Annotated in this window: 24 protein-coding genes; 10 read left to right on the top strand and 14 right to left on the bottom strand. The window is 60.9% G+C overall.

What is annotated here, in order from left to right; all coding sequences use genetic code 11:
* The 6 genes from QF629_07820 to QF629_07795 form a co-directional block, all read left to right on the top strand.
* A partial coding sequence (locus tag QF629_07820) for a tRNA (guanosine(37)-N1)-methyltransferase TrmD (protein MDP6013434.1) occupies nt 1-487 on the top strand: 487 nt, incomplete at its 5' end.
* A 35-nt stretch (nt 488-522) separates the two neighbouring features.
* Nucleotides 523-951 (top strand): 50S ribosomal protein L19, encoded by a 429-nt coding sequence (gene rplS, locus QF629_07815; GenBank protein MDP6013433.1) that lies wholly within the window; start codon nt 523-525, stop codon nt 949-951.
* 17 nt (nt 952-968) lie between these two features.
* Nucleotides 969-2,381: a 3-isopropylmalate dehydratase large subunit gene (gene leuC / locus QF629_07810; GenBank protein MDP6013432.1), complete on the top strand. Its 1,413-nt coding sequence runs from the start codon at nt 969-971 to the stop codon at nt 2,379-2,381.
* A 14-nt stretch (nt 2,382-2,395) separates the two neighbouring features.
* The gene (leuD, locus tag QF629_07805) at nt 2,396-3,010 is read left to right on the top strand and encodes a 3-isopropylmalate dehydratase small subunit (GenBank protein ID MDP6013431.1); all 615 of its coding nucleotides are present in this window, start codon (nt 2,396-2,398) and stop codon (nt 3,008-3,010) included.
* A gap of 48 nt (nt 3,011-3,058) precedes the next feature.
* Nucleotides 3,059-4,171 carry a 3-isopropylmalate dehydrogenase gene (gene leuB / locus QF629_07800; protein ID MDP6013430.1) on the top strand — a complete coding sequence of 371 codons (1,113 nt, stop codon included), beginning with the start codon at nt 3,059-3,061 and terminating at the stop codon, nt 4,169-4,171.
* Between the two features lie 18 nt (nt 4,172-4,189).
* Nucleotides 4,190-5,203, top strand: a complete 1,014-nt coding sequence (locus tag QF629_07795) for an aspartate-semialdehyde dehydrogenase (GenBank protein ID MDP6013429.1) — start codon at nt 4,190-4,192, stop codon at nt 5,201-5,203.
* 35 nt (nt 5,204-5,238) lie between these two features.
* Here the strand turns inward: QF629_07795 and QF629_07790 are convergent, their stop codons facing one another.
* Together QF629_07790 and QF629_07785 are read right to left on the bottom strand one after the other, a co-directional pair.
* Nucleotides 5,239-5,385, bottom strand: a complete 147-nt coding sequence (locus tag QF629_07790; GenBank protein MDP6013428.1) for a hypothetical protein — start codon at nt 5,383-5,385, stop codon at nt 5,239-5,241.
* A 46-nt stretch (nt 5,386-5,431) separates the two neighbouring features.
* Nucleotides 5,432-6,973: a long-chain fatty acid--CoA ligase gene (locus tag QF629_07785; GenBank protein MDP6013427.1), complete on the bottom strand. Its 1,542-nt coding sequence runs from the start codon at nt 6,971-6,973 to the stop codon at nt 5,432-5,434.
* A gap of 152 nt (nt 6,974-7,125) precedes the next feature.
* Between QF629_07785 and QF629_07780 the strand changes: the two genes are divergently transcribed.
* Together QF629_07780 and QF629_07775 are read left to right on the top strand one after the other, a co-directional pair.
* Entirely contained in the window at nt 7,126-7,587 is a 462-nt protein-coding gene (locus tag QF629_07780; GenBank protein MDP6013426.1) for a cytochrome c, read from the top strand.
* 11 nt (nt 7,588-7,598) lie between these two features.
* Nucleotides 7,599-8,471: a cytochrome c gene (locus QF629_07775; protein MDP6013425.1), complete on the top strand. Its 873-nt coding sequence runs from the start codon at nt 7,599-7,601 to the stop codon at nt 8,469-8,471.
* 277 nt (nt 8,472-8,748) lie between these two features.
* Here QF629_07775 and QF629_07770 read toward each other — a convergent pair whose 3' ends face one another.
* Nucleotides 8,749-9,561, bottom strand: a complete 813-nt coding sequence (locus QF629_07770) for an enoyl-CoA hydratase/isomerase family protein (protein MDP6013424.1) — start codon at nt 9,559-9,561, stop codon at nt 8,749-8,751.
* A gap of 86 nt (nt 9,562-9,647) precedes the next feature.
* On the opposite strand from QF629_07770, the gene QF629_07765 reads away from it, so the two are divergent.
* Nucleotides 9,648-10,661 carry a DUF2125 domain-containing protein gene (locus QF629_07765; GenBank protein ID MDP6013423.1) on the top strand — a complete coding sequence of 338 codons (1,014 nt, stop codon included), beginning with the start codon at nt 9,648-9,650 and terminating at the stop codon, nt 10,659-10,661.
* Here QF629_07765 and QF629_07760 read toward each other — a convergent pair.
* The 9 genes from QF629_07760 to QF629_07720 all read right to left on the bottom strand — a co-directional run bounded on the left by QF629_07760 (nt 10,658) and on the right by QF629_07720 (nt 20,421).
* A complete protein-coding gene (locus QF629_07760) occupies nt 10,658-11,167 on the bottom strand; it encodes a histidine phosphatase family protein (GenBank protein MDP6013422.1) in 510 nt (169 codons plus the stop codon). The genes QF629_07765 and QF629_07760 overlap by 4 nt on opposite strands.
* 24 nt (nt 11,168-11,191) lie before the next feature.
* A complete protein-coding gene (locus QF629_07755; protein ID MDP6013421.1) occupies nt 11,192-12,019 on the bottom strand; it encodes a MarR family transcriptional regulator in 828 nt (275 codons plus the stop codon).
* A 288-nt stretch (nt 12,020-12,307) separates the two neighbouring features.
* Nucleotides 12,308-13,147 carry an ABC transporter ATP-binding protein gene (locus QF629_07750; GenBank protein MDP6013420.1) on the bottom strand — a complete coding sequence of 280 codons (840 nt, stop codon included), beginning with the start codon at nt 13,145-13,147 and terminating at the stop codon, nt 12,308-12,310.
* Between the two features lie 19 nt (nt 13,148-13,166).
* Nucleotides 13,167-14,492: an ABC transporter substrate-binding protein gene (locus QF629_07745; GenBank protein ID MDP6013419.1), complete on the bottom strand. Its 1,326-nt coding sequence runs from the start codon at nt 14,490-14,492 to the stop codon at nt 13,167-13,169.
* Between the two features lie 105 nt (nt 14,493-14,597).
* A complete protein-coding gene (locus tag QF629_07740) occupies nt 14,598-15,662 on the bottom strand; it encodes a branched-chain amino acid ABC transporter permease (GenBank protein MDP6013418.1) in 1,065 nt (354 codons plus the stop codon).
* A gap of 3 nt (nt 15,663-15,665) precedes the next feature.
* Nucleotides 15,666-16,613, bottom strand: coding sequence for a branched-chain amino acid ABC transporter permease (locus QF629_07735; GenBank protein ID MDP6013417.1), 948 nt, complete (start codon nt 16,611-16,613; stop codon nt 15,666-15,668).
* Between the two features lie 24 nt (nt 16,614-16,637).
* Nucleotides 16,638-17,426, bottom strand: a complete 789-nt coding sequence (locus tag QF629_07730; GenBank protein MDP6013416.1) for an ABC transporter ATP-binding protein — start codon at nt 17,424-17,426, stop codon at nt 16,638-16,640.
* A 3-nt stretch (nt 17,427-17,429) separates the two neighbouring features.
* The gene (locus QF629_07725; protein ID MDP6013415.1) at nt 17,430-19,397 is read right to left on the bottom strand and encodes an AMP-binding protein; all 1,968 of its coding nucleotides are present in this window, start codon (nt 19,395-19,397) and stop codon (nt 17,430-17,432) included.
* Between the two features lie 286 nt (nt 19,398-19,683).
* Nucleotides 19,684-20,421 carry an SAM-dependent chlorinase/fluorinase gene (locus QF629_07720; protein MDP6013414.1) on the bottom strand — a complete coding sequence of 246 codons (738 nt, stop codon included), beginning with the start codon at nt 20,419-20,421 and terminating at the stop codon, nt 19,684-19,686.
* A 30-nt stretch (nt 20,422-20,451) separates the two neighbouring features.
* On the opposite strand from QF629_07720, the gene QF629_07715 reads away from it, so the two are divergent.
* Entirely contained in the window at nt 20,452-21,681 is a 1,230-nt protein-coding gene (locus tag QF629_07715; GenBank protein MDP6013413.1) for a TRAM domain-containing protein, read from the top strand.
* Here the strand turns inward: QF629_07715 and QF629_07710 are convergent.
* Together QF629_07710 and QF629_07705 are read right to left on the bottom strand one after the other, a co-directional pair.
* The gene (locus QF629_07710; GenBank protein MDP6013412.1) at nt 21,668-22,267 is read right to left on the bottom strand and encodes a hypothetical protein; all 600 of its coding nucleotides are present in this window, start codon (nt 22,265-22,267) and stop codon (nt 21,668-21,670) included. The genes QF629_07715 and QF629_07710 overlap by 14 nt on opposite strands.
* A gap of 4 nt (nt 22,268-22,271) precedes the next feature.
* Nucleotides 22,272-22,697, bottom strand: a complete 426-nt coding sequence (locus QF629_07705; protein MDP6013411.1) for a CBS domain-containing protein — start codon at nt 22,695-22,697, stop codon at nt 22,272-22,274.
* Nucleotides 22,698-22,767 lie beyond the last annotated feature (70 nt).

The following is a 22,767-nucleotide window of genomic DNA, read 5'->3' as shown; positions in this document are numbered from 1 at the left end:
CACTGTGGGCTCCGAGACGGATGGTGTCGTGCGCCTTTATCTCAGTGCGCGCGGCGCGCCTTTGACGCAGGCTCGCGTCCGTTCCCTGGCCGCTTCACCGGGGGTGATGGCGGTGTGTGGTCGCTTCGAGGGTATCGACCAGCGCGTGATCGAGGCGCGCGCGCTGGAGGAAGTGAGCCTCGGTGACTTCGTGCTTTCGGGCGGCGAAGTGGCGGCCATGGCCCTGATCGACGCCTGCGTGCGACTGCTGCCGGGCACCATCGGCGACGAGGCGGGCTTGGAGGAGGAGAGTTTTGAGGCGGGTCTACTTGAGTACCCGCATTACACGCGACCGCGTGACTGGGAAGGGCGAGAGGTGCCCGAGGTCCTCTTGTCCGGCGATCACGCACGCATCGCGGCTTGGCGCCAGGCCATGCGGGAAGAGGCGACGCGCGCACGCCGACCTGACCTTTGGCGGCGACGCAAACTTGGCCCGAGCAAGGATTGAACAAACGGAACACGACAGAAGGTTGGATGGCGATCATGAACATCATCGAGCAGCTCGAGCAAGAGCAAATCAGCAAGCTCACCGCGAACAAGGAAGTGCCCGCGTTCTCACCTGGCGACACGGTGCGCATCAGTGTACGCGTAGTTGAGGGATCGCGCTCGCGCGTGCAAGCCTTCGAAGGTGTGTGCATAGCCCGCGCCAACAAGGGCATAAACTCGAATTTCACCGTGCGCAAAATCTCTCACGGTGAAGGGGTCGAGCGCGTGTTCCCGCTTTATTCGCCCCTGGTCGAGAAGGTCGAGGTCATGCGCCACGGCGACGTGCGCCGGGCCAAGCTCTATTACCTGCGGGGACGCACGGGCAAAGCGGCCCGCATTTCCGAAAAGCGCAGTGACCGTGGTGCCAAATCTAAAGCCAAGAGCGCGGCCGAAGCTCCCGAGCAAAGCGAGCCCGCCGCAGACTGACCGGGAGTTCACCAGCCATGTCCGGACCACGCACCCTTTTCGACAAGATCTGGGACGCCCATTTAGTGCACCGCCAGGATGACGGCACGGCCCTGATCTATATCGACCGCCATCTAGTGCACGAAGTGACCAGCCCACAGGCCTTCGAAGGCCTACGCATGGCCGGTCGACAGATCCGTCGGGCCGACGCCACGCTGGCAGTAGCGGATCACAATATCTCCACGGTCGCTGTCGACCGCGCCGCCGGCATCGCTGACGAGACTTCACGCATCCAGGTCGAGGCCCTGGAGGAGAATTGCCGCACCTTCGGCGTGGCGTATTTTCCCGTCGATGACATACGCCAGGGCATCGTCCATATTATCGGGCCTGAGCAGGGCTTCACCCTGCCTGGCTCGACCATAGTGTGCGGCGATAGTCACACGGCGACCCACGGCGCCTTCGGCGCATTGCCCTTCGGCATCGGCACCAGTGAGGTCGAACATGTGCTCGCCACTCAAACCCTGATTCAGACACGGCCAAAGAACATGCGCATCACGGTCGACGGCACCTTGCCGGACGGTGTCGGGCCCAAGGACGTGATCCTAGCCATCATCGGCACCATCGGCACCGCGGGCGGCACCGGGCATGTCATCGAGTATGCTGGCGAGGCCATCCGCGCAATGTCGATGGAGGGCCGCATGACGGTCTGCAACATGTCGGTCGAGGCAGGCGCGCGGGCTGGCCTGGTCGCGCCCGATCAGACGACATTTGATTATGTCAAGGGCCGACCGATGGCTCCCAAGCCCGGCGCATGGGAGAAGGCCGAGGCCTACTGGCGCACCTTGCCGAGCGACCAGGGCGCGGAATTTGACCGCGAGGTCAGCATCAACGCCAGCAGCCTCGTGCCGCAGGTGACTTGGGGCACGAGCCCGCAGAATGTGGCACCGATCAACGGCAGGGTGCCAGACCCAGCCGTCGAGTCGGATAAAGGCAAGCGCGCAGCCATGGAGCGCTCGCTTGCTTATATGGCCCTGGAAGCCGACGCACCGTTAGAGGAGATCGCTATCGACCGGGTGTTCATCGGCAGCTGCACCAATGCCCGCATCGAGGATATGCGCGAGGCGGCAGCGGTGGCCAAGAACCGTACGGTGGCCAACGGCGTGCATGCCATGGTCGTGCCCGGCTCAGGGCTGGTCAAGCGCCAGGCCGAAGACGAAGGCCTCGACTTGATTTTTCGCGAGGCCCGCTTCGACTGGCGTGAGCCCGGCTGCTCCATGTGCCTAGCGATGAACGCCGACCGGCTGGAGCCGGGCGAACGTTGCGCCTCGACATCCAACCGTAACTTCGAGGGGCGCCAGGGTCGCGGCGGCCGTACTCATTTGGTTAGCCCGACGATGGCTGCCGCAGCAGCGATCAGCGGTCATCTCAGTGATGTTCGCAAACTGGCCTGAGCGGAGGGTAGTTCATGGAACCGTTTTGCACCCTCACTGGTATTGCGGCGCCGCTCGACATGATTAATGTCGATACTGACATGATCATCCCCAAACAGTATCTGAAGGCGATCAAGCGCACCGGCTTCGGCAAGAACCTTTTCGACGAGATGCGCTACGAGGCCGATGGTACCGAGAAGCCGGACTTCGTGCTCAACCAGTCCATCTATCGCAATGCCGAGATCCTCATCGCGGGGGAGAATTTTGGCTGTGGCTCGAGCCGCGAACATGCGCCCTGGGCTTTGCTCGACTTCGGCATCCGCTGCGTCATCGCGCCAAGCTTTGCTGACATCTTCTATAACAACAGCTTCAAGAATGGAATTTTGCTCATCAAATTGTCCAAGGAAATGGTCGACGGCTTGATGGTGCAAGCCGACCAGCGCGCCAATGCGCGCTTCACGGTTGACCTGGAAGCCTGTGAAATCTCGGTGCCCGACGGCACCATAGTGCCGTTTGAGATCGACCCACATCGGCGCCGCTGCCTGCTTGAAGGTCTCGACGATATTGGTCTGACGTTGGAAAAACACGCTGACATATACGAGTTCGAAGGCCAGCAGAAAACGACACAACCCTGGCTGCACCAGTCCTAGAGCATCCCCCGGCCCAGCCGGAGACGATTGACAGACAAGGAGACGACGATGGCTCGCAACAAGAAATTGTTGTTGTTGCCGGGCGACGGTATCGGTCCCGAGGTGATGGCGGAGATGCGCCGCGTAATCGACTGGTTCGGTGCGCGGCAGGCGTTGTCGTTCGAGGTCGAGGAGGACCTGGTCGGCGGCGCGTCTTATGACGAGCGCGGTACCCCCTGTGCCGACGCCACCATGGACCTCGCGATGGCGGCGGACGCGGTGCTTCTGGGCGCAGTGGGCGGACCCAAGTGGGACGACCTCGATTTCTCTGTCAAGCCCGAGCGCGGCATTCTGCGCCTGCGCAAAGACATGGACTTGTTCGCCAATATGCGTCCTGCCGTGATGTTCGAGCCACTTATTGAAGCCTCGACCCTGAAGCCGGACATCGTCCGTGGCCTAGATATTATGATTCTGCGCGAACTCACGGGCGGCATCTATTTTGGCGAGCCCCGCGGCGTCAAAAAGCTGATAGGCGGTGGCCGCGAGGGCATCAACACCGAGGTCTACACCACGCCTGAGGTCGAGCGCGTCGGTCGCGTCGCTTTCGAACTCGCGCGTAAACGCCGCAATCTGGTGCACTCTATCGAAAAAGCGAATGTCATGGAAAGCGGCCTAATGTGGCGTGAGGACATGACCGCGCTTCACGAGCGCGAGTTCGTCGACGTCGAACTGCAGCACATGTATGCCGACAATGCCGCCATGCAGCTCGTGCGCGAGCCCAAGCAGTTCGACGTGATGGTAGCGGGCAACCTATTCGGTGACATTCTGTCGGACTGCGCGGCCATGCTCACGGGCTCGCTGGGCATGCTGCCCTCAGCTAGCCTCGGCGAGACAGATGCCACCGGCCGCCGGCGCGCGCTCTACGAGCCGGTGCACGGCTCGGCGCCGGACATTGCCGGAGAGGGTAAGGCCAATCCCATCGCCATGCTGTCTAGCTTCTCGATGATGCTGCGCTATTCCTTCGATATGGAAGACGAGGCAGATCTGGTCGACAAGGCGATCGATATCGTGCTTGCTGGGGGCTTGCGCACTGGCGACATCATGCAGCCGAAGAAAGCGCGCGTTTCAACCAAGGTGATGGGCGAGGCGATCGTCGCCGAACTCAATAGACTAACTGCATAGCCACCTAGGGAGGCCGAAATGGGCTATCGGGTCGCAGTGGCAGGTGCCACTGGCAATGTCGGCAGGGAGATTCTGAACTTGCTGGACGAGCGGGACTTTCCCGCCGATAAGGTCGTGGCGCTTGCCTCATCCGCATCCGCAGGCAAGGAAGTCGCCTATGGAGACGATACGGTGCTCAAGGTACAGGACCTTGCCACGTTCGATTTCGAAGGCACAGATATCGGTCTTTTCTCGCCCGGCGGCAAGATCTCGGCCGAGCACGCGCCGCGCGCCGCAGAAGCCGGCTGCGTGGTGATCGACAACAGCTCACACTTCCGCATGGACCCGGACGTACCACTGGTGGTACCGGAGATCAACGCTACCGCGCTGGCCGATTTTCGCGAGCGCAATATCATCGCCAATCCCAACTGCTCGACCATCCAGATGGTGGTGGCGCTCAAGCCCCTGCACGACATCGCCCGCATTAGGCGCGTGGTGGTGGCCACCTATCAGTCGGTCTCGGGCGCCGGCAAGGCGGCGATGGACGAGCTGTTCAATCAAACTCGTAAGATCTACTTTCAGGAGGAACACGAACCGAGCGTCTTCACCAAGCGCATGGCTTTTAACGTGATCCCACATATCGACGTCTTCCGGCCCGACGGCTCCACGAAGGAAGAGTGGAAGATGGTGCAGGAGACCAAGAAGATCCTTGACCCCGAGATCGAAGTCAGCGCCACCTGCGTGCGCGTGCCTGTCTTCGTCGGCCATGCCGAGGCTGTGAATGTCGAGTTTGAGACACCGATCGATATCGAGGAGGTGCGCGAGGCGTTATGGCATGCTCCCGGCTTACAGCTTATCGATAATCCGGAAGAGAACGTTTATGTGACGCCCGTCGAATGCGTCGGCGAGCCCGACGTCTTCGTTAGCCGCCTTCGCGAGGATACCACCGTGCCTTACGGCCTCAACATGTGGGTGGTCTCCGACAACCTGCACAAGGGTGCTGCGCTCAATGCCGTGCAAATCGCCGAAGAGCTGATCCAAGGCTACCTATAGACTGGCCATGTCGACAACACATCCACCATTAGCCTCTATATGCCACTAACAATGTCGTGGTATTCGCCGGTGGCAGAGACGGTAGCAGGCTCGTTCTCGCCTATCAGACGCGAATAGTCGCCAACATCCACCGCCAGTATCGCCACCAGCCTTTGATTGCTGCCGGTCTCCAACACCATCATGGCACCCAACCCTGACGCAAACCCGTCAATGGTAGGCCGTTTGCAATCAGCCGCGCAGCTCCTTCTTGAGGATTTTCCCCGTGGCGTTCATGGGCAGGCTGTCGCGAATCTCTACGATGCGGGGATATTTGTAGGCAGCAAGATGCGCCTTCGACCAGGCAATCAGGGCGTCCGGATCGAGTTCGGCGCCCACATTGGGTACCGCGATGGCTTTGATCTCCTCGCCATATTTCTCATGCGGCACGCCGATGACAGCGACCAGCGAGACGGCCTCGTGGCCCATCAGCACTTCCTCGACCTCGCGCGGATAGACGTTGAAGCCGCCGCGAATGATCATGTCCTTCAAGCGATCAACAATATAGAGGTACCCGTCTTCATCGAGTTGGCCGATATCGCCAGAGTGAAACCAGCCACCGCGGAAAGCTTCTGCGGTGGCCTCTGGCTTATTGAGATAGCCGCGCATGACGCAATGGCCGCGGATCAACACCTCGCCCGGCTCGCCGACGCCCACATCCTCATCGTTTTCGTCCACGACGCGGATTTCGACGCCCCAGACGGGTGTTCCCACGGAACCCGGTTTGCGCTCCTTGTGGAGGTGGTTGAAGGTGGCGACGGGCGAGGTTTCGGACAGGCCATAGCCTTCCAGAATCGGCACCTCGAACTTGGCCTCAAAGGCGCGCAATACCTCGACCGGAAGCGAAGCGCCACCGGACGCACACATGCGAAGATTGCCCTTGATGCGCTTGAGATCGATACCGTCCGTCGGATGATTAAGCAAGGCCCAGTACATGGTCGGCACGCCGGCAAACACGGTCACGTTCTCGTCCTGAAGGGCCTTGAGCACGGCGCCGGGCTCAAAGCGTGGGACCAGAACCATGGTGGCGCCGGCCATGGTGCAGGCAACCATCAGCACAACCTGGCCGAAGACATGGAACAACGGCAGGGTCAGCATCACCACATCGTCGGACGAGCCCCACAGGTCGCGTGAAACCACGGCATTGAGCAAGATGTTAGTGTGACTGAGTTCAGCGCCCTTGGGATGCCCCGTCGTGCCCGAGGTGTAGAGCACCACAGCGATATCGTCGCCGGCGCACTGTACGGTATCGAAATCTGACGACTGATTGCCCATCAGTGCGCCGAGGGTCGAGATTCCGTCGAACGGTGAGGCATCGGCCGGATCCGCCGTGATGATCCGAAAAGTCTCGCAGGTTGCGACCCGTTCGAAGCCCCTGCGCCCCGCCTCGCCGAGTGGCAGATCAACGGTACCTTCGAAGCAGAAAAAACCCTTGGCGCCAGAATCCGCCAGCAGATAGGCGATCTCGTCTTCGGTCAGCAGCACGCTGACAGGTAACACCGTGGCGCCGGCCTTGAGAATGCCAAAATAGACGATCGGAAAATAAGGTAGGTTGGGGCAGGCTAGGGCCACCACGTCGCCGGCACCGATACCGTCGGCGGCGAGCCCGTTCGCAACCTGCGAGGCCGCTCCATGGACCTGAGCGAACGTGAGCCGGATCGGACCGAGAACGAAGGCCTCCTTGTCTGGCACCTCACGGGCGCTAGTCTCGAGAACGGTGGAAAGATTGTACATGGCGACCCTTCCCCAGCGTCACTGTTTCGTTAGCACGGCGGTATGGACGCGCAAGCTACGGGCGTCAAGCCGACCGCGCAGTTGCGCCAAGCGCCCGCCTGGGGTCACAATGGAGGCGGTGTGGCAAACAAGAACAAGCATGGGAGAGAAGAATGAGAATTTCGCGTGCGTTGGCCTGCGTGAGCCTGATGTTGGCGATCCTGGTCGGCGGGCTGTCGGCAGCCCTAGCAGCGGATGAGCCAGAGAATATTATCAAGTACCGGCGCAACGTGATGAAGGCGGTCGGCGCCAACATGGGCAACCTGGCAATGTTCGCCAAGGGCAACATAACCTTTGCCGACAACATCATCACCAATGCGCGTGGGATCCGCGAGGGACTCACCATGGCCGAGGGGTTGTTTCCGGAAGGCACCGAGACTGGTGACACCAATGCCTTGCCCAAGCTATGGGAGGACAAGGCCGGCTTTGAAGCGGCGTTGCGCGACTCCATTGCCGCGGCCGATGCCATGGTGACCGCTGCCGGTGGCGGCGCCATGCCTACTGTCATCGAAGCCTTCCGCGCGCTCGGCAAGACCTGTGGCGGTTGCCATAAGCCCTACCGTAAAAAGCTCTGAGAGCACTGGCCATGAAAGGGGCGGCGCTTGCGATCGTCGCTCTGCTGCTTGCCGGCAACGCTCCAGCGAATGATGCTGCCGTCGCGCGTGGCGCCTATCTGGCTCGCGCCGGTGGCTGCCACGCCTGCCACAAAGACGATGGTGGCGGCGGCGGCAAAGTGGCGACGTCGTTCGGCACGCTAATTGCGCCAAACATCACACCCGACCGCGATCACGGCATCGGACGCTGGCGTGAAGCGCAGTTCGTCGCCGCCATGCGCTACGGCCGCGCTCCCACCGGCGTGCGATATTACCCGGGCTTCCCCTACACCGCCTATAGCGGCCTGACGGACATCGACCTCGCTGACCTCTGGGCTTATTTGCAGGCGCAGGCTCCAGTGCCGCGACCGAGTCCGCCCCATGCGCTCACCTTTCCTTTCAACCAACGCATCGCCAGCCTGGCCTGGCAGGTGATGTTTTTCGTGCCGCAACCTTTCGTTACCGATGCGGGCCGTAACGATGTCTTAAACCGCGGTCGCTATCTCGCCGAACACCTGCTGCATTGTCGCGAATGTCACACGCCGCGGAATGTGTTTGGCGGAATGCTTGACTCGTTCGCCTATGCGGGCAACCGAGACTGGCCCGCTGGCGGCACAGTGCCCAACATAACCCCCGACAAGGAGACCGGGATCGGTAGCTGGAACGAGAACGACATCGTTTGGCTGCTGCAGACCGGTTTCAATCCCGACGGCAATGACGTCCAGGGCGCAATGTCGGAGCTCATTGAGCACGGCTCGAGTCACCTCAGCGATGCCGATCTCAGGGCAGTCGCGACCTATGTATTGTCGCTCGACCCTATTGCGCACGAGATCCGCCAAGAAGAGAAGACAGAGCCTTTCGAATAAGTCTACAAGGCCAAACTTTATAAAATTATGACGCTTCCATAAGGATCTCATGAGAGCGCAAGACGGCCTGTATTTCTGCTCTTGGCAGCATACATTCTGGCTAACATTCCCCACCTTGAAGAAGTTGCCAAGACACTTTCCTACCTTATCTACGTGCAGGTTGCACAGCACTCGTCGGTGCGCTATCTTCGGCACGTTCCGCAAAGCGCCGCGCGGTTCTCATCCTGATGCTGTGCGATGGAAACCTGCTCTTCCTCGCGGCCCCGCTTACCGCAAGCTAGAGCGGCGACCTTGGCTCGAACTGCGGTTGGCGACGCTCACGAAGCGACGCCAGCCCTTCGCGCGCGTCAGGACCGGTGAAGCCAAGAAACTCCAGCGCCAACGAGGTATCGAAGATCGGCCCAGCATTCCGCAGCCAGTTGTTGAGGGAATATTTTGTCCAACGAATCGCGGTCTGCGAGCCAGCCGCAAGGCGGTTCGCAACTTCGAGCGCCTTGTCGTTGAGCTCTGCACCATCGACGCAAAGCGAGACCAAGCCGATGCGCTCAGCCTCCTCGCCAGAGACCGTATCGCAAAGCAAAAGATAATATTTAGCCTTGGCCATGCCACAGAGCAGTGGCCAGACGATCGCTGCATGGTCGCCCGCCGCCACACCGAGCCGGGTGTGGCCGTCGATGATGCGAGCATCGCGCGCGACAATCGAAATGTCGGCCAACAAGCCGGCGACAAGACCAGCACCGACAGCCGGGCCATGCATGGCCGAGACAATGGGCTTCGAGCAATTGATCACGTTGTAGACGAGGTCGCGGGCCTCCTTCCAGACACGCACGCGCATGTCGAACTCGGTCGTCACCTTTTCCACCATGTCAAAATCTCCGCCGGCGGAGAAACCTTTACCGGCGCCGCGCAGAATCGCTACGGAAACCTCCTCGTCAGCATCAATCTCGCGCCAGACGTGGGCCAGGTCGTAGTGCATCGCCGCATCGACAGAGGGTAGGCGCTCGCCGTCACCCATCGTGATACGCAAGACGCCGTCGGCCGGACGATCGACGGTCAGAGTTTCGAATTGGTCGTAACGATCGGCTGCCATGGCTTCCTCCGCGGCTTATTTTTCCTGTTTGTCGGCACTTGCCGGGCCACTGTCAACCGTCTCCTGTCGCGGGCTATAATGTGCGCATGGAAAGCGAACCGATGCTGGCCGGTGCTATTATCAGTGCCATCTTAGCGGCGTGGCACGGCCTTTGGCAGCATATTGCCGACGAAGCGGCCCTGGTGCATAGCGAGCGCAGCGCCAGCTTGGCCAGCGCCTGGGTATCGCTGGAGCATGATGAGACCCTGCTGGCGGAGCCTCGCCTGACACTAAATGGCCTGCGTGCCAGCGGCCGTATCGAAAGCCAGGCTTGGCAATGGCAGGCGGGCCAGGCGATTGTCACCCTGTCAGATGCGGCGCCGCAACACCTTGAGGTACTATTGACGGCGCCGCAACGCTTCAGCGCAAGCGGCCCGATGGGCCGAGCAACGGCGGTTCTGTGGGCAGACAATTTGGGGGCGCGGCTGGCACTGCGCAAGGACGGGCGTGTTGCTAACGTGACCATAACTGGTGACGGCTTAACCCTTATCGGCCCCCAGTTTGAGATCGCCATCAGCAAAGCCAAAATTACCAGCGAGGACGTGAGCAACGGTATGCTGCGCCTTACACTTTCTTTAGCGTCAGTGTCTCTGCCGGTCGATTGGCGCCTCGGTGCGCCGCTCAGCGGCAATATCGACAAAGCCGAAATGGTCGGTTGGATTGAGGGTGTAGGCCCTCCGCTACCCATCAATGCGGCGGGATGGCACAAGGCAGAGGGAGCGCTCGACATCAGCAGCCTGGATCTCACCTGGGGACCGTTGAGTGCCCAGGGCAGCGCCCGCGCCACGCTGGATAAGGCGTTGAAGCTGCAAGGGCACGGTCGCTTTACCCTAAACCGGATAGACGCCGTGCTGGAGGCAGCGGCAGCGGCCGAATTGATATCGGCAAACTGGCAACATGCGATCTCAACCGCGCTCGACCGTTTGGCGGGAGTGCGCGGCGAAGAAAACAGCCAGCGGGTCACCGGGCACTTCTCCATGGCGAACGGCGTGCTGCGCTGGGCCGGGCTCCCGCTGGCCGTCCTGCCGGCCTTGGGCTGCAGCGAGACCGCCGCCTGTTAGGCGAGTGTCTTTGGGGTGACGAGCGTTGCCGCCAAGACTTGGCTCGGGCCGAACACCTCCCAGTCACCGGGGCGCAAGTCGAACGTTCCGAGCGCGGCAGTGGGGAATTTTCCTACGATGCGCTCGCCAAGGGCACGATCGGCTTCGCTCGCCAACATAGCGGCCAGATCCTGCAGACCGGGATTGTGGGCGATGAGAAGCGGCCGTTGCCATTCAGACTCGATGGCACGCAGACGTGCGAGCAAGCGCTCTTTCGGCGCGAGATAGAGGGGGCGCTCGAAGCGTACCTTGCATGTGATGACCGCCCCCAAGCCAGCCAAAGTCGCACGGGCACGGGTAGCCGTGGAGCAAAGCACAAGGTCGGGTAGCGGTTGGTCGGCCAAATACGTAGCTATACGCTTAGCCGCTGCTTCACCACGGGCGTTTAGCGGACGCTCGTGGTCACCCCCATCGCCACGCCAAGAGGACTTGGCGTGGCGCAAGAGCATAAGGCGGCGTGCACCCATGGCTCACGCCGCCCCTTACAATCATTAGGCAGAGTCGCCTTCCAGATTCTTGATGACCTTACCCATCAGAGCCTGGAGCTTCTCCTTGTCCTTCTTGCTGAGGCCTGACAAGGCAACCTTGTCCACTTGATTGGACAGCGAGGAGAGACTTGACCTCAGCGCCTTACCCTTCGCCGTGAGGCGAATGTGAATTTGTCGGCGATCGGCATCACTGCGCTTACGCACGACGAGCTTGTCGCGTTCCATGCGGTCGAGAGTGCGGACCATAGTCGGCGCCTCGATGCGCACGCGATTGCTGAGTTCCTTCTGGGTCAGGCCATCCTCCTGCCACAGATGCATCAGGACTGGGTACTGGCCATAGCCAATGCCCTTGGGTCCGAGGCGCGCGGAGAGCGAGCGAACCAGAAGCCGCGAAGCAAGGGTCACCATGTTGCTCGCAACGGCACTCACGCCTGCAGCAGGCTTACGGGCAGGAGCAGCCTTGCGCGCAGGAGCAGCCTTACGCGCAGGAGTAGCCTTGCGAGCACGAGTGACCTTGCGCGCAGGAGTAGCCTTGCGAGCACGAGTGACCTTGCGCGCAGGAGCAGCCTTACGGGCGCGAGTAGTCTTGCGCGCAGGAGCAGCCTTACGGGCGCGAGTAGTCTTGCGCGCAGGAGCAGCCTTACGGGCGCTAGTGGTCTTGCGGGCCGCGGTTGCACGCTTCGCCGCCGCCTTCTTGGGCTTGGCCACAGCCTTGGTCTTCGCTGCCGCCTTCTTAGGCTTGGCCGCCGCAGAGCGGGCCGCCTTCGCGCGGGTCGCCGGTTTACGGGTGGTGGTCTTCCTCGCAGGTGCTTTTTTTCTGATAGCTGCCATTGAAATCTAAGCCTCTCTTCCTTGGGTGTTGGGTTGCCGGGTTATATGTGGCTTACTGCACATTGCGTGAGACGGCCCAATTAATGCTATTTGCATTATCTGTTGCATCGCCCGTCACTGCCACACCCGCTTTGATACGCATATAGGCCTGTAGGGCCACGGGACCAGCCCGTTATGCGGTTTGGTGTGCCTTTCCAATAGTATCGGTGCGGTTAGTTTAGCATCTCGGCTCGAGAGTGTGGCATAAATTACCCACTCTGCCAAGTAATCAAGCGGTATTCGAGAATACTATGCCAGCCAACGCTTGCGGCGACGATAATGTTTCACATCACGGTAGCTCTTACGTCTACCCTCGCTGAGGCCGAGGTAAAATTCCTTCACGTCTTCATTTTCACGCAAAGTCACCGCCTTACCATCCAGCACCACACGGCCGTTCTCCAGAATATAGCCGAAATCGGCATATTTCAGAGCGATGCTAACGTTCTGCTCAGCCAGTAGGAAGCTCACGCCTTTCTCGGTATTGAGTCGCTGTACAATGTCAAAAATCTCCTCGACCAGCAGCGGCGCCAAACCCATCGACGGCTCGTCGAGAAGAATGAGCTTGGGACGCGCCATCAGTGCGCGCCCGATCACCGTCATCTGCTGCTCGCCGCCGGAGATATAGCCGGCCAGGCCGGTGCGCCGGCGGGTGAGCGCAGGAAAATAGCTGTAGACCAGATCAAGATCCTGCTGGATAGCGGCCCGTCCGTCGCGGCGCGAATAGGCCCCGGTGAGCAGGTTCTCCTCGACAGTAAGGTGTTCGAAGCAGTGGCGTCCCTCCATGACTTGGATAACGCCGCGGCGCACCAACTCGGACGGCGACAAGCTCTCTACCGCCTCGCCGAGATAATTGATCCGCCCCTTGGTGACTTCACCGCGCTCGGAGCGCAGCAGATTAGAGACCGCTTTCAGCGTCGTCGTCTTGCCGGCGCCGTTGGCGCCGAGCAGCGCGACCACGCCACCTGCGGGCACATCGAGCGAAACTCCCTTGAGCACCAGAATGACGCGATCGTAGATAACCTCTATATTGTTGACCGAGAGCAGTGGCGTGGCTGCGCTGCTCTCGGCCTTGGCTTCAGTCTCGCTCACCGCCATGGGTTCGTGCGGCCTAATTCGCGCAATCGCGAATGTCGACACCCTGCTCGGCCGCATAGGCCGCCGCCGAAGCCTCGATCATCGGGCGCACGATATCCTGATCGGTCTCGATCCAGTCGGAGATCGCAACCCAGGCGCCGTTCTTCCATTGCTGGAACATCACCGGGGCGCCACCCTCGTGATCGGTACAGGTTACCGAGAACGGCGGCACCAGCCCTGTGGCGCCGAGCGCCGCTATGCGCTCAGACGTCAATGCCAGTGTCTCCAGCGCCTGCTGAAGCTCTTCGCCGCTGACCGGGCGGTCGCCAAACATGTCCATCGCCGTGCGAATGGCCTCGGTCGAAACGATGGCCCAGACGATAGCGCGGTTGTAGTAGATCGAGCCCACGCGCTCGCGCGGAAGCTCACCCTCGTCGGCGTCGTAGACGTGGGTGAGAATATCCTGGATCACGGGAAAGTCGGTACCCGAGGGATGGAAGCCAGCGGCGATGTAACCCTCCGCCGCGTCGCCGGCGGGAATGGTGTCCTCCTCGGCGCCCGACCACCAGACGCCGACCATGTGGTCACGCGGGAAGCCGACGCGCTGAGCTTCCTTGATTGCGGTCGGGTTCATCACGCCCCAGCCGCGCAGGATTACCCAGTCCGGGCGATAACGGCGCGCCACCTGCAGCCAGATCGCCTTCTGGTCAAGGCCCGGATGAACAACCGGGAAATGGCGCACGTTGAAGCCGTACATCTCGGCCTGCCTGTCCAGAACCGGGATGGTCTCCTTACCATAGGCCGAGTCATGATAGATGTTAGCGATCTTGAGCCCGGCCAAGTTCTCCATACCGCCTACCCGGCTGCCAATAAAGCGGATCTTGGCCGTGTTCTGCGACCAATAATTGGTCATCAGAGGGAACAGATATGGGAACACGCGCCCGTCCGAGGCATCCGTACGGCCGTAGCCGACGGTGAGGATCGGAATTTTATCCTCCCAGGCGCGCTCGAACACCGAGTAGGTGCCGCCGGTGCTCATGGGATGGAACAGCGCCATGCCGGCACCGCGGTTCTTCAGGCGCTCATAGCATTCGATAATACGGTCGTTCTGGTACTGGGTCTCGCACTTCTCCCAGAACATCTTGACGCCGTTAATTCCGCCGTCACGCTTGTTCAACAACTTCATGTAGTCAATCATGCCGCCGCCGAAGGCCGAGCCACCCGCAGCATAGGGCCCGGTCCAATAGGCATTGACCGGATAGAACTGCATCTCTTCTTCGCTCTGGGTGAGAGCTGGTGCTGTGGCACCGAGCACCAGCGCCAACGCCAACGCAGCAGTCGCGATAAGATTGCGCGTCATGGTTAATTCCTCCTCTGCCGGCGCGCCAGCGCCGATTTTTCGTTGCGGTCCCCGAGCGACGATACCACGCGCCATCCCCCGCAGCAAAAACGCTGCACTGTCTCCCTAATAGGGGAACGGCCACATGCGAAGCTTCTCCTTAGCAATCGCCCAGAGCCGCGCCAGCCCCGCAGGCTCGACGATCAGAAAGAAAATGATTAGGCAACCGAAGACGATCAGCTCGACATTCGAGACCACCGCCCCCGGTGCATCCGGTACCACGATGGACAGGATGTTGCTGATCAGGATCGGCAGCACGACAATGAAGCCGGCGCCAAGGAATGAGCCCAGCACGCTGCCCAGCCCGCCAATGATCACCATGAACAGCACCAGGAAGGCGAGATTGATGGTGAAGGCCTGCGGCTCTACCGTGCCGAGGTAGAAGTTCACGTACATCGCTCCAGCCACGCCGCAATAGAACGAGCTGACGGCAAAGGCGATCAGCTTGGTGCGTAGCAGGCGAATGCCGATCACCTCGGCCGCAACATCCATGTCGCGCACCGCGCACCAGGCGCGGCCGATAGCACTGCGCACCAGATTCTTCATCAGCAGCGCCAGGATGATGACAACCACCAGCGTAAACACGTATTTTGCTACCGGCGAGTCGATGGGGAAGCCGAGCAAGGTGATTGGCGGCGGCGTGATCACGCCCGAAGCCGAATAGTTCTTAAACCAGCCGAAATGTGTCAGCACCCACTCGATAAGAAAATGCGCACCAAGCGTGGTCACCGCCAGATAGAAGCCCTTGATGCGCAGCGAGGGCAGACCAAAAAGCACACCAACCGCTGCCGCCACCAGCCCGGCCAGAATGAACAGGATCGGTGCCGGCAGAATGGGAAAAGCCGTGGCGAATTTGTAGGCCGTAAACGCGCCTACCGCCATGAAGCCCGCCGTTCCCAGAGAGAGCTGACCGCAATAGCCGAGCAGGATGTTTAGCCCCATCGCGGCGATAGTGTAGAGCAGGAAAGGCAGAAGCACCGACTGCAGCAAGTACTCGCTCGCCAGCAAGGGCACCACGAACAACGCCAACAGGCTGAGGCCACCGATAAACCATAGGTCTTGGCGGATCGTGAAGATAGCCTGGTCGGCGTGGTACGACGCTTTGAACTGACCTGCCTCGCGATAGATCACCGCCTAGACCCTTTCTATGATCTTCTCACCGAACAACCCCTGGGGGCGAACCAGCAAGAAGAGGGTAGCAAGAATATAGGGGAACCAGTTCTCCAAGGCACCGCCGACGATGCCGGAAAGGTAGAACTCGGCTAGCTTCTCAGAAGCACCGATAATGAGTCCACCAACGATAGCGCCGGCGATGGAATCGAAGCCGCCAATGATCAGCACTGGCAGTGCCTTCAGGGCCAGCAGCGCAAGGCTGAAATGCACGCCAAGTTTAGCGCCCCAGAGGATGCCGGCGATCAAGCCAATGGCCCCGGCAACACCCCAAGTGATCGCCCAGATGTGCTGTAGCGGGATACCCACCGACATGGCAGCCTGGTGATCGTCCGAGACCGCGCGCAAGGCGCGCCCCGTGCGCGTCTTGGAGAAGAACAAGCTCAAGGACAGCACCAGGCCGGCAGCAATCGCTGCCGCGGCCACATCGAAGGCGGTGATGTACATGTCGGTTTTATCGAGCAACCAGCCCATCGGCTCGTCAGGGATGCCAAGGTCTAGCCGGTGTACTTCCGTGCCCCAAATCAGCTGGGCGAATCCCTCAGTAAAGAAGTTGAGCCCGATAGTAGCCATGAAAAGGATAATTAGCGGCTGGTTGACCAGAGGCCGCAGCACAATCCTTTCCACCGCCACGCCGTAGACCGCCATGACCACGAGTGTCAGCATGAGGCAGGCTACGAAATAGAGCAGGCCGCTGTTCTCAGCGCCCATGATCGCAGCCTCAAGGAAGCTGACGAAGGTTAGCGCGGCGAACAGCACGAAGGCGCCTTGCGCAAAATTGAAGATGCCTGAAGCCTTAAAAATTAGCACAAAGCCAAGCGCCACCAGGGAATACATGATCCCCGACAGCAGGCCGTTGATCAGCACCTCGAGAAAGAGCAGCAGCTCCATTGCAAAACTCATCTCAGGCATAGGCTGGCTCCCGCTTGAAGACGCTCATGCGCTCACTCCCAGATAGGCTTCGATCACGGCCGGCTCAGCGCGTACTTCGTCCGGCGTGCCGTCGGCGATCTTGCGGCCGTAATCAAGCACCACCACACGATCGGAGATGTCCATGACCACGCCCATGTCGTGTTCGATCAGCACGATGGTGGTGCCAAACTCGTCGTTCACGTCGAGGATGAAGCGCGACATGTCCTCCTTTTCCTCGACGTTCATGCCAGCCATTGGCTCGTCAAGCACAAGAATGCGCGGCTGAGCGGCTAGTGCGCGACCCAGCTCGACACGCTTCTGCATGCCATAGGGCAGGCGCCCCACCGGCGTCTTGCGAATTGCCTGGATCTCGAGGAAGTCGATAATCTCCTCGACCGCGCGGCGATGCTCCAACTCCTCCTTGAGGTAGCTGCCCACGTAAAGGGCTTGCCAAAAAATATTACTGCGAATCTTGGTATTGCGCCCGGTCATGATGTTGTCGAGCGTCGACATGCCCTTGAACAGGGCCACGTTCTGGAAGGTGCGGGCAATACCCTGGCGGGCGATCTTCGCTGGATCGGCATTGAGGCGCGGCACGCCCTCAAAGAGAATAGCCCCCTGCTGCGGGTGATAGACGCCGTTAATGCAGTTGAGCAGCGAGGTTTTACCCGCGCCGTTCGGTCCGATAATGGCCAGAATCTCATGCTCGCGCACGTCGACCGAGACGTCTATCAGCGCCTGTACCGCACCGAAGCTCAGAGTAATCTCGCGCGCGCTGAGAATGACTTCGCCAAATTTTCTGCCTTGGCTCACGGCTCAGCTCGCCTTCGCCAGCGGAACTACCGGCTCCTGGTCCCAGATCTTGAGGTTGGCATTGATCGAACCCTCGCGGCCGTCCTCGAACGTTACCTTGGCCTCAATCTGCACCCGGTCGGCGTCACTGTAGAGTGCCAAGATCAAGGTCTCATACTTCTCCGCCACGAACTTGCGTCGCACCTTTCGTGTGCGGGTCAACTCGTTGTCGTCAGGGTCAAGCTCCTTGTGCAGGATCAGAAAACGATGGATCTGCGAACCTGAGAGCTGCGAGTCCCCTGCTAAGCTTACATTCACCTTATCAACCTCACCGGAGACCAGGGCATAGACGTCGTCCTGGGCGGCAAGATCCGTGTAGCTCGTATATGCGAGCCCACGGCGCTCCGCCCAGTTGCCCACGGCCTCGAGATCGATATTGATGAAGGCGGTGACCTGGTCGCGCCTGTCGCCATAGGTCACGGCCTCACGGATAAAGGGGCTAAACTTAAGCTTGTTCTCCAGATATTTGGGCGCGAACATCGTGCCATCGGTGAGCTGACCCACGTCCTTGGCACGGTCGATGATACGCAGCTGACCCTGGTCGTCGATATAGCCTGCATCGCCCGACATTATCCAGCCGTCTTCGGTCTTGGTCTCGGCCGTAGCCTCGGGATCCTTGTAATAGCCGATAAAGGTACCGGGTCCGCGAAACTGCACCTCGCCGCCGTCGCTGATGCGTAATTCTACCTCGGGCAAAGGCACACCCACGGTCTCAGCGTGTACATGGCCGTCGGACTGGCCGCAGACCAGAGCGGTCGCCTCGGTCATGCCATAGATCTGCTTGATGTTGATGCCGAGCGAGCGATAGAAGGAGAAGATCTCGGGGCCGATGGCCTCGCCGGCGGTATAGGCGACGCGCATCTTGCCGAAACCGAGATTGTCCTTGAGTGGGCCGTAGACGAGAATCTCACCGAGGCGATAGAGCAGCCTGTCAGGCACCGATACTTGCTCGCTGTCGAGAAGGCGCACGCCGACGCGCTCTGCCACCTTCATGAAATAATGGAACATACGGCGCTTAATCAACGCCGCATCCTCGATTCGCACCATCACCGTGGTAAGAAGGTTCTCCCAGATGCGCGGCGGAGCGAAAAAATAGGTTGGGCCGATCTCGCGCAGATCGGCCAGTACCGTGGCACCGCTTTCCGGGCAGTTCACAGTGAAGCCCGCGCACATCGCCTCACCGTATGAAAACAAGTGGTCTCCGACCCAGGCCATAGGTAGGTAGGCAAGCACTTCCTCCTGATCAGTCAGACAATCGTGTGAAATACTGTTGTAGGACGTCCGCACCAGATTATCATAGCTCAGCATCACCCCCTTCGGCTTGCCGGTGGTGCCTGAGGTGTAGAGCATGATAGCAAGGTCGGAGCCTTTGCCGGCCACCACTTCCGTATCGTAGTATTGCGAGTTGTCGCTGGCGAAGCGCTGGCCGCGCCGCAGCATGTCCTGGCACCATTCCAGCCCCGGCTCACGGTAGTGACGCATGCCGCGAACATCGTCATAGATGATCATCTCGAGACACGGTAATCGGTCACGAATCTGCAACAGCTTATCGACCTGCTCTTGATCCTCGACTATAGCGAAACGCACCTCCGCATGGTCGAGAATATAAAGCATCTCTTCGGCGATCGAATCCTGGTAGATTGGCACCGGCACGCCGCCGAGCGACTGCGCTGCCGCCGCCGCCAGATAGAGCACCGGGCGGTTGTCGCCAATGATCGCAACCTTATCCTCACGTTTGAAGTCAAGCGCCGCAAGACCAAGCGCCAGATTGCGCGCCTCCAACGCCGAGCGCTGCCAGGTCCAGGATTGCCAGATGCCGTAGTCCTTCTCACGCAGGAATACGCCATCCGGGCGCTTCTGCGCCTGTTCCATCAACAATTTCGGAAAGGTGTCGTGCGCCTTCGTGGCGCCATTGCCGGCTGAAGCTTGCATGCCCTAGTCGCGCCGGCTCCGGGCCAAACCCGGTTTTGCCCGAACGCGCCTCCCTATCCCGCTCAACTGCCCTGCCCCCACGCAGGAGGCGGGCATATTACGGGAAAGCACCGACGACACAAGGCATACGTCGGGGGAACACAATGTGAGACAGAAAGCGCCGGCGGCAACGCTACAAGACTGGTTTGCCGGGATGGTCGCAAAAGGCGCCGCAGTCGCAAGGCGTACGACAGGTGTGAAGAGAATAACGCCTGGTCAGTGGGCAACCCGTGACGGTTGTCACATCTCAGTCAGGGGTCAACGCCAGCACGTGGCTGCCCACGTAAAGGCTCATGACCTCAGCCGCGTTCGCCTGGTTGACGGCGATCTCCACCAGGCCACAGGAATTTTCATACCACATCACCTTTTCCGGCTCGACATCGGAAAAGATATGGGCCCGCATAATGTTTACTTCAGTGACTTTCAGCACAGCATCCTTCGGTAGGGTAAAGGCTCGAATTCCCGTCATCGCGTTACCATAATGGTCAATATAGACGACCTCCCTAAGGTCGTTGGGCCAATCCATACCGACCGCGTTGTTGCCATCGAACAGCTCGCCGGGCACATTATCGCCACGCGCTAACATGCCCGCGACCGGTGCGAAGAGATCGCGGCCGTGAAAGGTCTTCGACAAGTGTTCTGGTCGCCAGGTAATCTGCCACCATTCACCGCCGCCCGCATGCTTTGCAATGATCGCGAAGAGGCCGTTGTCGGGGCCTACATACCAGCGACCGCCTACGCGCATAACTATCGGCCGCCTGTCGGCGCACCCAACCCCCGGATCGACCACACCCAGTACGACGCCCCCGGCCGGCAGATGCTGCACCAGAGCGGCTAGCAGGTAGGCTGCGGCTCGGTGGTCAAACATCGGCGCGTCATGCATCAGGTCGACCACGGTCTCTGCCGGTACCATATCCGCCAGCACAGCCGAGAGCTGACCAACATAGGGACCATTGGCCCCGAAATCGCTGAACAGGTAAATCATGGGAACGAACTATACGGAGCAGTTATCGCGATGACGAGACAGACGGACGACACGCAAACCGCAACCGTCATTATTGAGCGCATCGGCAGCGCCGGTGACGGCGTCGGCCAACTTACGGACGGCAGCCCGGTTTATGTGCCTTTTACATTGCCCGGAGAAACGGTGCGGGTACGGCTCGGCCGCAAACGCGGCCGCGGCATCGGCGGCGAGGCGGTGGAACGGCTCACCGAAGCGCCGGAGCGGGTCACGCCGCCTTGCCCCCATTTTGGTCATTGCGGCAGCTGCGCCGTACAACACCTGGCACAGGATGCCTATAATTCCTGGAAACGGGCGCTGGTCGTCGAGGCACTGATGCGGCGCGGTCTGGGCGATGCGTCTGTCACCGATCTTATCGTGATACCGCCCGGGACCCGACGCCGTGCGCGCTTCTCGGCCGAGAGCCGGCGTGGAGCCGTCGCCCTCGGCTTTCACAAACGCCGAGGGCGACGTGTGGTCGATATCGCCTCCTGTGCACTTCTGACCCCAGCTCTCGTTGCCGCCATGGTGCCCTTGCGCAAACTTTGTGCAGAATTATTGCGCAACAGCGAGCGGCTGACACTGCAGGTACTTGACTCAGAGACGGGTCTCGACCTGGTGATCGCGCGGCAGCGCCCACTCGATCTTGCCGAGCGCGAGCGCCTTGCCGCTTTCGCGGAGAAGGCCGATATCGCCAGTCTGACCTGGAACGACGAGGGGCTGATCGCACGCCGGCGTGAGGTGCGGGTGAGCTTCAATGGCATATCGGTCTCGACGCCACCAGGCGCCTTCCTACAGCCGAGTTGTGAAGGCGAAGCGGCCATCCGCGCCACCGTTACCGCCGGCCTGGGCGAGGCAAAGGTCATAGCAGACCTATTCAGCGGCTGCGGCACACTCGCCATTCCTCTGGCTCGGCACCGCAAAGTGCACACGGTCGACAACAACGCCGCGGCCGAACCGGACGAGACCCGTGATCTCTTCGCTCGCCCCCTGACCGGCGATGAGTTGGCCCGTTTCGACGCCGTGATCATCGACCCACCACGCGCCGGCGCCCACGCACAGGCACACACCTTGGCCACCAGCACCGTGCCGTGCGTGATCGCTGTGAGCTGCGATCCCGGCACTTTCGCCCGCGACGCCCGCAGCCTAGTTGACGGCGGTTACGCCATCGAAACGATCACCCCGATTGACCAGTTCCCTTGGTCCGCCGAGTTGGAGCTAGTGGCGGTCTTCAGACGCGTTTGAACTCGTGGCGCATAGCGGCGATGGCGCCGGCGAGTGCCAGCAGCAAACCGAGCCAAAGCCAGGTCATCATGGGGAATATCTTAACCACCAGCGGCAGCGTCGTCGGCGCACGCAAGTTCTCGAGGTTGCCTTCCTCGCGGCGGTATTCAACCGCCGGTAGCCAGATTTGCACATCACGCCAAAGGCCGCGGTGAATATAGGGGTCGATCATCTGGCTAGCGCCGGATAGCGTGCGAGCATAGCGGTAGTCGATGATCTCGCACATCAGGCGCACGGGTCCGAGCCCCTGGGGCGGCTGCGGCTGGCGGTCGCGGTAGCGCGCGGTACCCAGCGCGCCCGCCACGGTCTCGCCGTTGACGGTACGGGTCTCGCCGTTCCAATGACTGATGCGCTCGACCCAGGGCCCAGCCGCCTCAAGCGCCCGCTCGCATCCCGCCGTGCGCAGGCCTTCCGCGGCCCGCGGCGACAGCCCTTCATAGGTGGGGTGGCGCCGCTCCTGTGTGAGGAGCGTGACCGCCCTGCCCTCAGCAGCGAAGGCGCAGGCGGCGACGCCGCCGCCAAGGATGAGCAGTTCGGGCCGGCTCATGGTGTCAGGCGGTGATGTAGTCGCGCAACTGGCTCGCTTCGCGCTCGACACTCGCGATGCGGTCCTTGACCACGTCACCGATGCTGACGATGCCCGCCAGCTTGCCGTCTTCCAGCACCGGCAGATGTCGAATGTGGCGTTGCGTCATCAATCCCATGACCTCGTCGATCGTAGTATCCGGCGAGACGGTCTTTACGTCTGTCGTCATGACATCGGCTACGGCGCGATTGCCTGCGCCCGCGCCCAACTCGGCAATACAATGAACGATGTCGCGCTCGGACACCACGCCGACGACCGTATCGCCATCGGCCACAACGGCAGCGCCGATGCGCCGCTCAACCAAGACCTTGGCAAGCTCGACGACGGTCGCCTCACGACGAACCGTAAAGACCTCGTCGCCTTTGCCGCCAAGGATATCCTTTACGTACATGGACACGCTCCCCCGGTTGTTAGCGTTATCCACCACGTGTGCTACAGCTTCTCCGGCCCCACTCCTACGC

The organism is Alphaproteobacteria bacterium, from assembly GCA_030739735.1.
Taxonomy (GTDB): Bacteria; Pseudomonadota; Alphaproteobacteria; order UBA7887; family UBA7887; genus UBA7887.
This window is presented reverse-complemented; position numbering and strand designations above follow the sequence as displayed.

Bases quoted from the DNA above. Each gene is read 5' to 3' on its own strand.
- rplS (MDP6013433.1), top strand. From the start codon at position 523: ATGAACATCATCGAGCAGCTCGAGCAAGAGCAAATCAGCAAGCTCACC.
- leuC (MDP6013432.1), top strand. From the start codon at position 969: ATGTCCGGACCACGCACCCTTTTCGACAAGATCTGGGACGCCCATTTA.
- leuD (MDP6013431.1), top strand. From the start codon at position 2,396: ATGGAACCGTTTTGCACCCTCACTGGTATTGCGGCGCCGCTCGACATG.
- leuB (MDP6013430.1), top strand. From the start codon at position 3,059: ATGGCTCGCAACAAGAAATTGTTGTTGTTGCCGGGCGACGGTATCGGT.
- QF629_07795 (MDP6013429.1), top strand. From the start codon at position 4,190: ATGGGCTATCGGGTCGCAGTGGCAGGTGCCACTGGCAATGTCGGCAGG.
- QF629_07790 (MDP6013428.1), bottom strand. From the start codon at position 5,385: ATGATGGTGTTGGAGACCGGCAGCAATCAAAGGCTGGTGGCGATACTG.
- QF629_07785 (MDP6013427.1), bottom strand. From the start codon at position 6,973: ATGTACAATCTTTCCACCGTTCTCGAGACTAGCGCCCGTGAGGTGCCA.
- QF629_07780 (MDP6013426.1), top strand. From the start codon at position 7,126: ATGAGAATTTCGCGTGCGTTGGCCTGCGTGAGCCTGATGTTGGCGATC.
- QF629_07775 (MDP6013425.1), top strand. From the start codon at position 7,599: ATGAAAGGGGCGGCGCTTGCGATCGTCGCTCTGCTGCTTGCCGGCAAC.
- QF629_07770 (MDP6013424.1), bottom strand. From the start codon at position 9,561: ATGGCAGCCGATCGTTACGACCAATTCGAAACTCTGACCGTCGATCGT.
- QF629_07765 (MDP6013423.1), top strand. From the start codon at position 9,648: ATGGAAAGCGAACCGATGCTGGCCGGTGCTATTATCAGTGCCATCTTA.
- QF629_07760 (MDP6013422.1), bottom strand. From the start codon at position 11,167: ATGGGTGCACGCCGCCTTATGCTCTTGCGCCACGCCAAGTCCTCTTGG.
- QF629_07755 (MDP6013421.1), bottom strand. From the start codon at position 12,019: ATGGCAGCTATCAGAAAAAAAGCACCTGCGAGGAAGACCACCACCCGT.
- QF629_07745 (MDP6013419.1), bottom strand. From the start codon at position 14,492: ATGACGCGCAATCTTATCGCGACTGCTGCGTTGGCGTTGGCGCTGGTG.
- QF629_07735 (MDP6013417.1), bottom strand. From the start codon at position 16,613: ATGCCTGAGATGAGTTTTGCAATGGAGCTGCTGCTCTTTCTCGAGGTG.
- QF629_07725 (MDP6013415.1), bottom strand. From the start codon at position 19,397: ATGCAAGCTTCAGCCGGCAATGGCGCCACGAAGGCGCACGACACCTTT.
- QF629_07720 (MDP6013414.1), bottom strand. From the start codon at position 20,421: ATGATTTACCTGTTCAGCGATTTCGGGGCCAATGGTCCCTATGTTGGT.
- QF629_07715 (MDP6013413.1), top strand. From the start codon at position 20,452: ATGACGAGACAGACGGACGACACGCAAACCGCAACCGTCATTATTGAG.
- QF629_07710 (MDP6013412.1), bottom strand. From the start codon at position 22,267: ATGAGCCGGCCCGAACTGCTCATCCTTGGCGGCGGCGTCGCCGCCTGC.
- QF629_07705 (MDP6013411.1), bottom strand. From the start codon at position 22,697: ATGTACGTAAAGGATATCCTTGGCGGCAAAGGCGACGAGGTCTTTACG.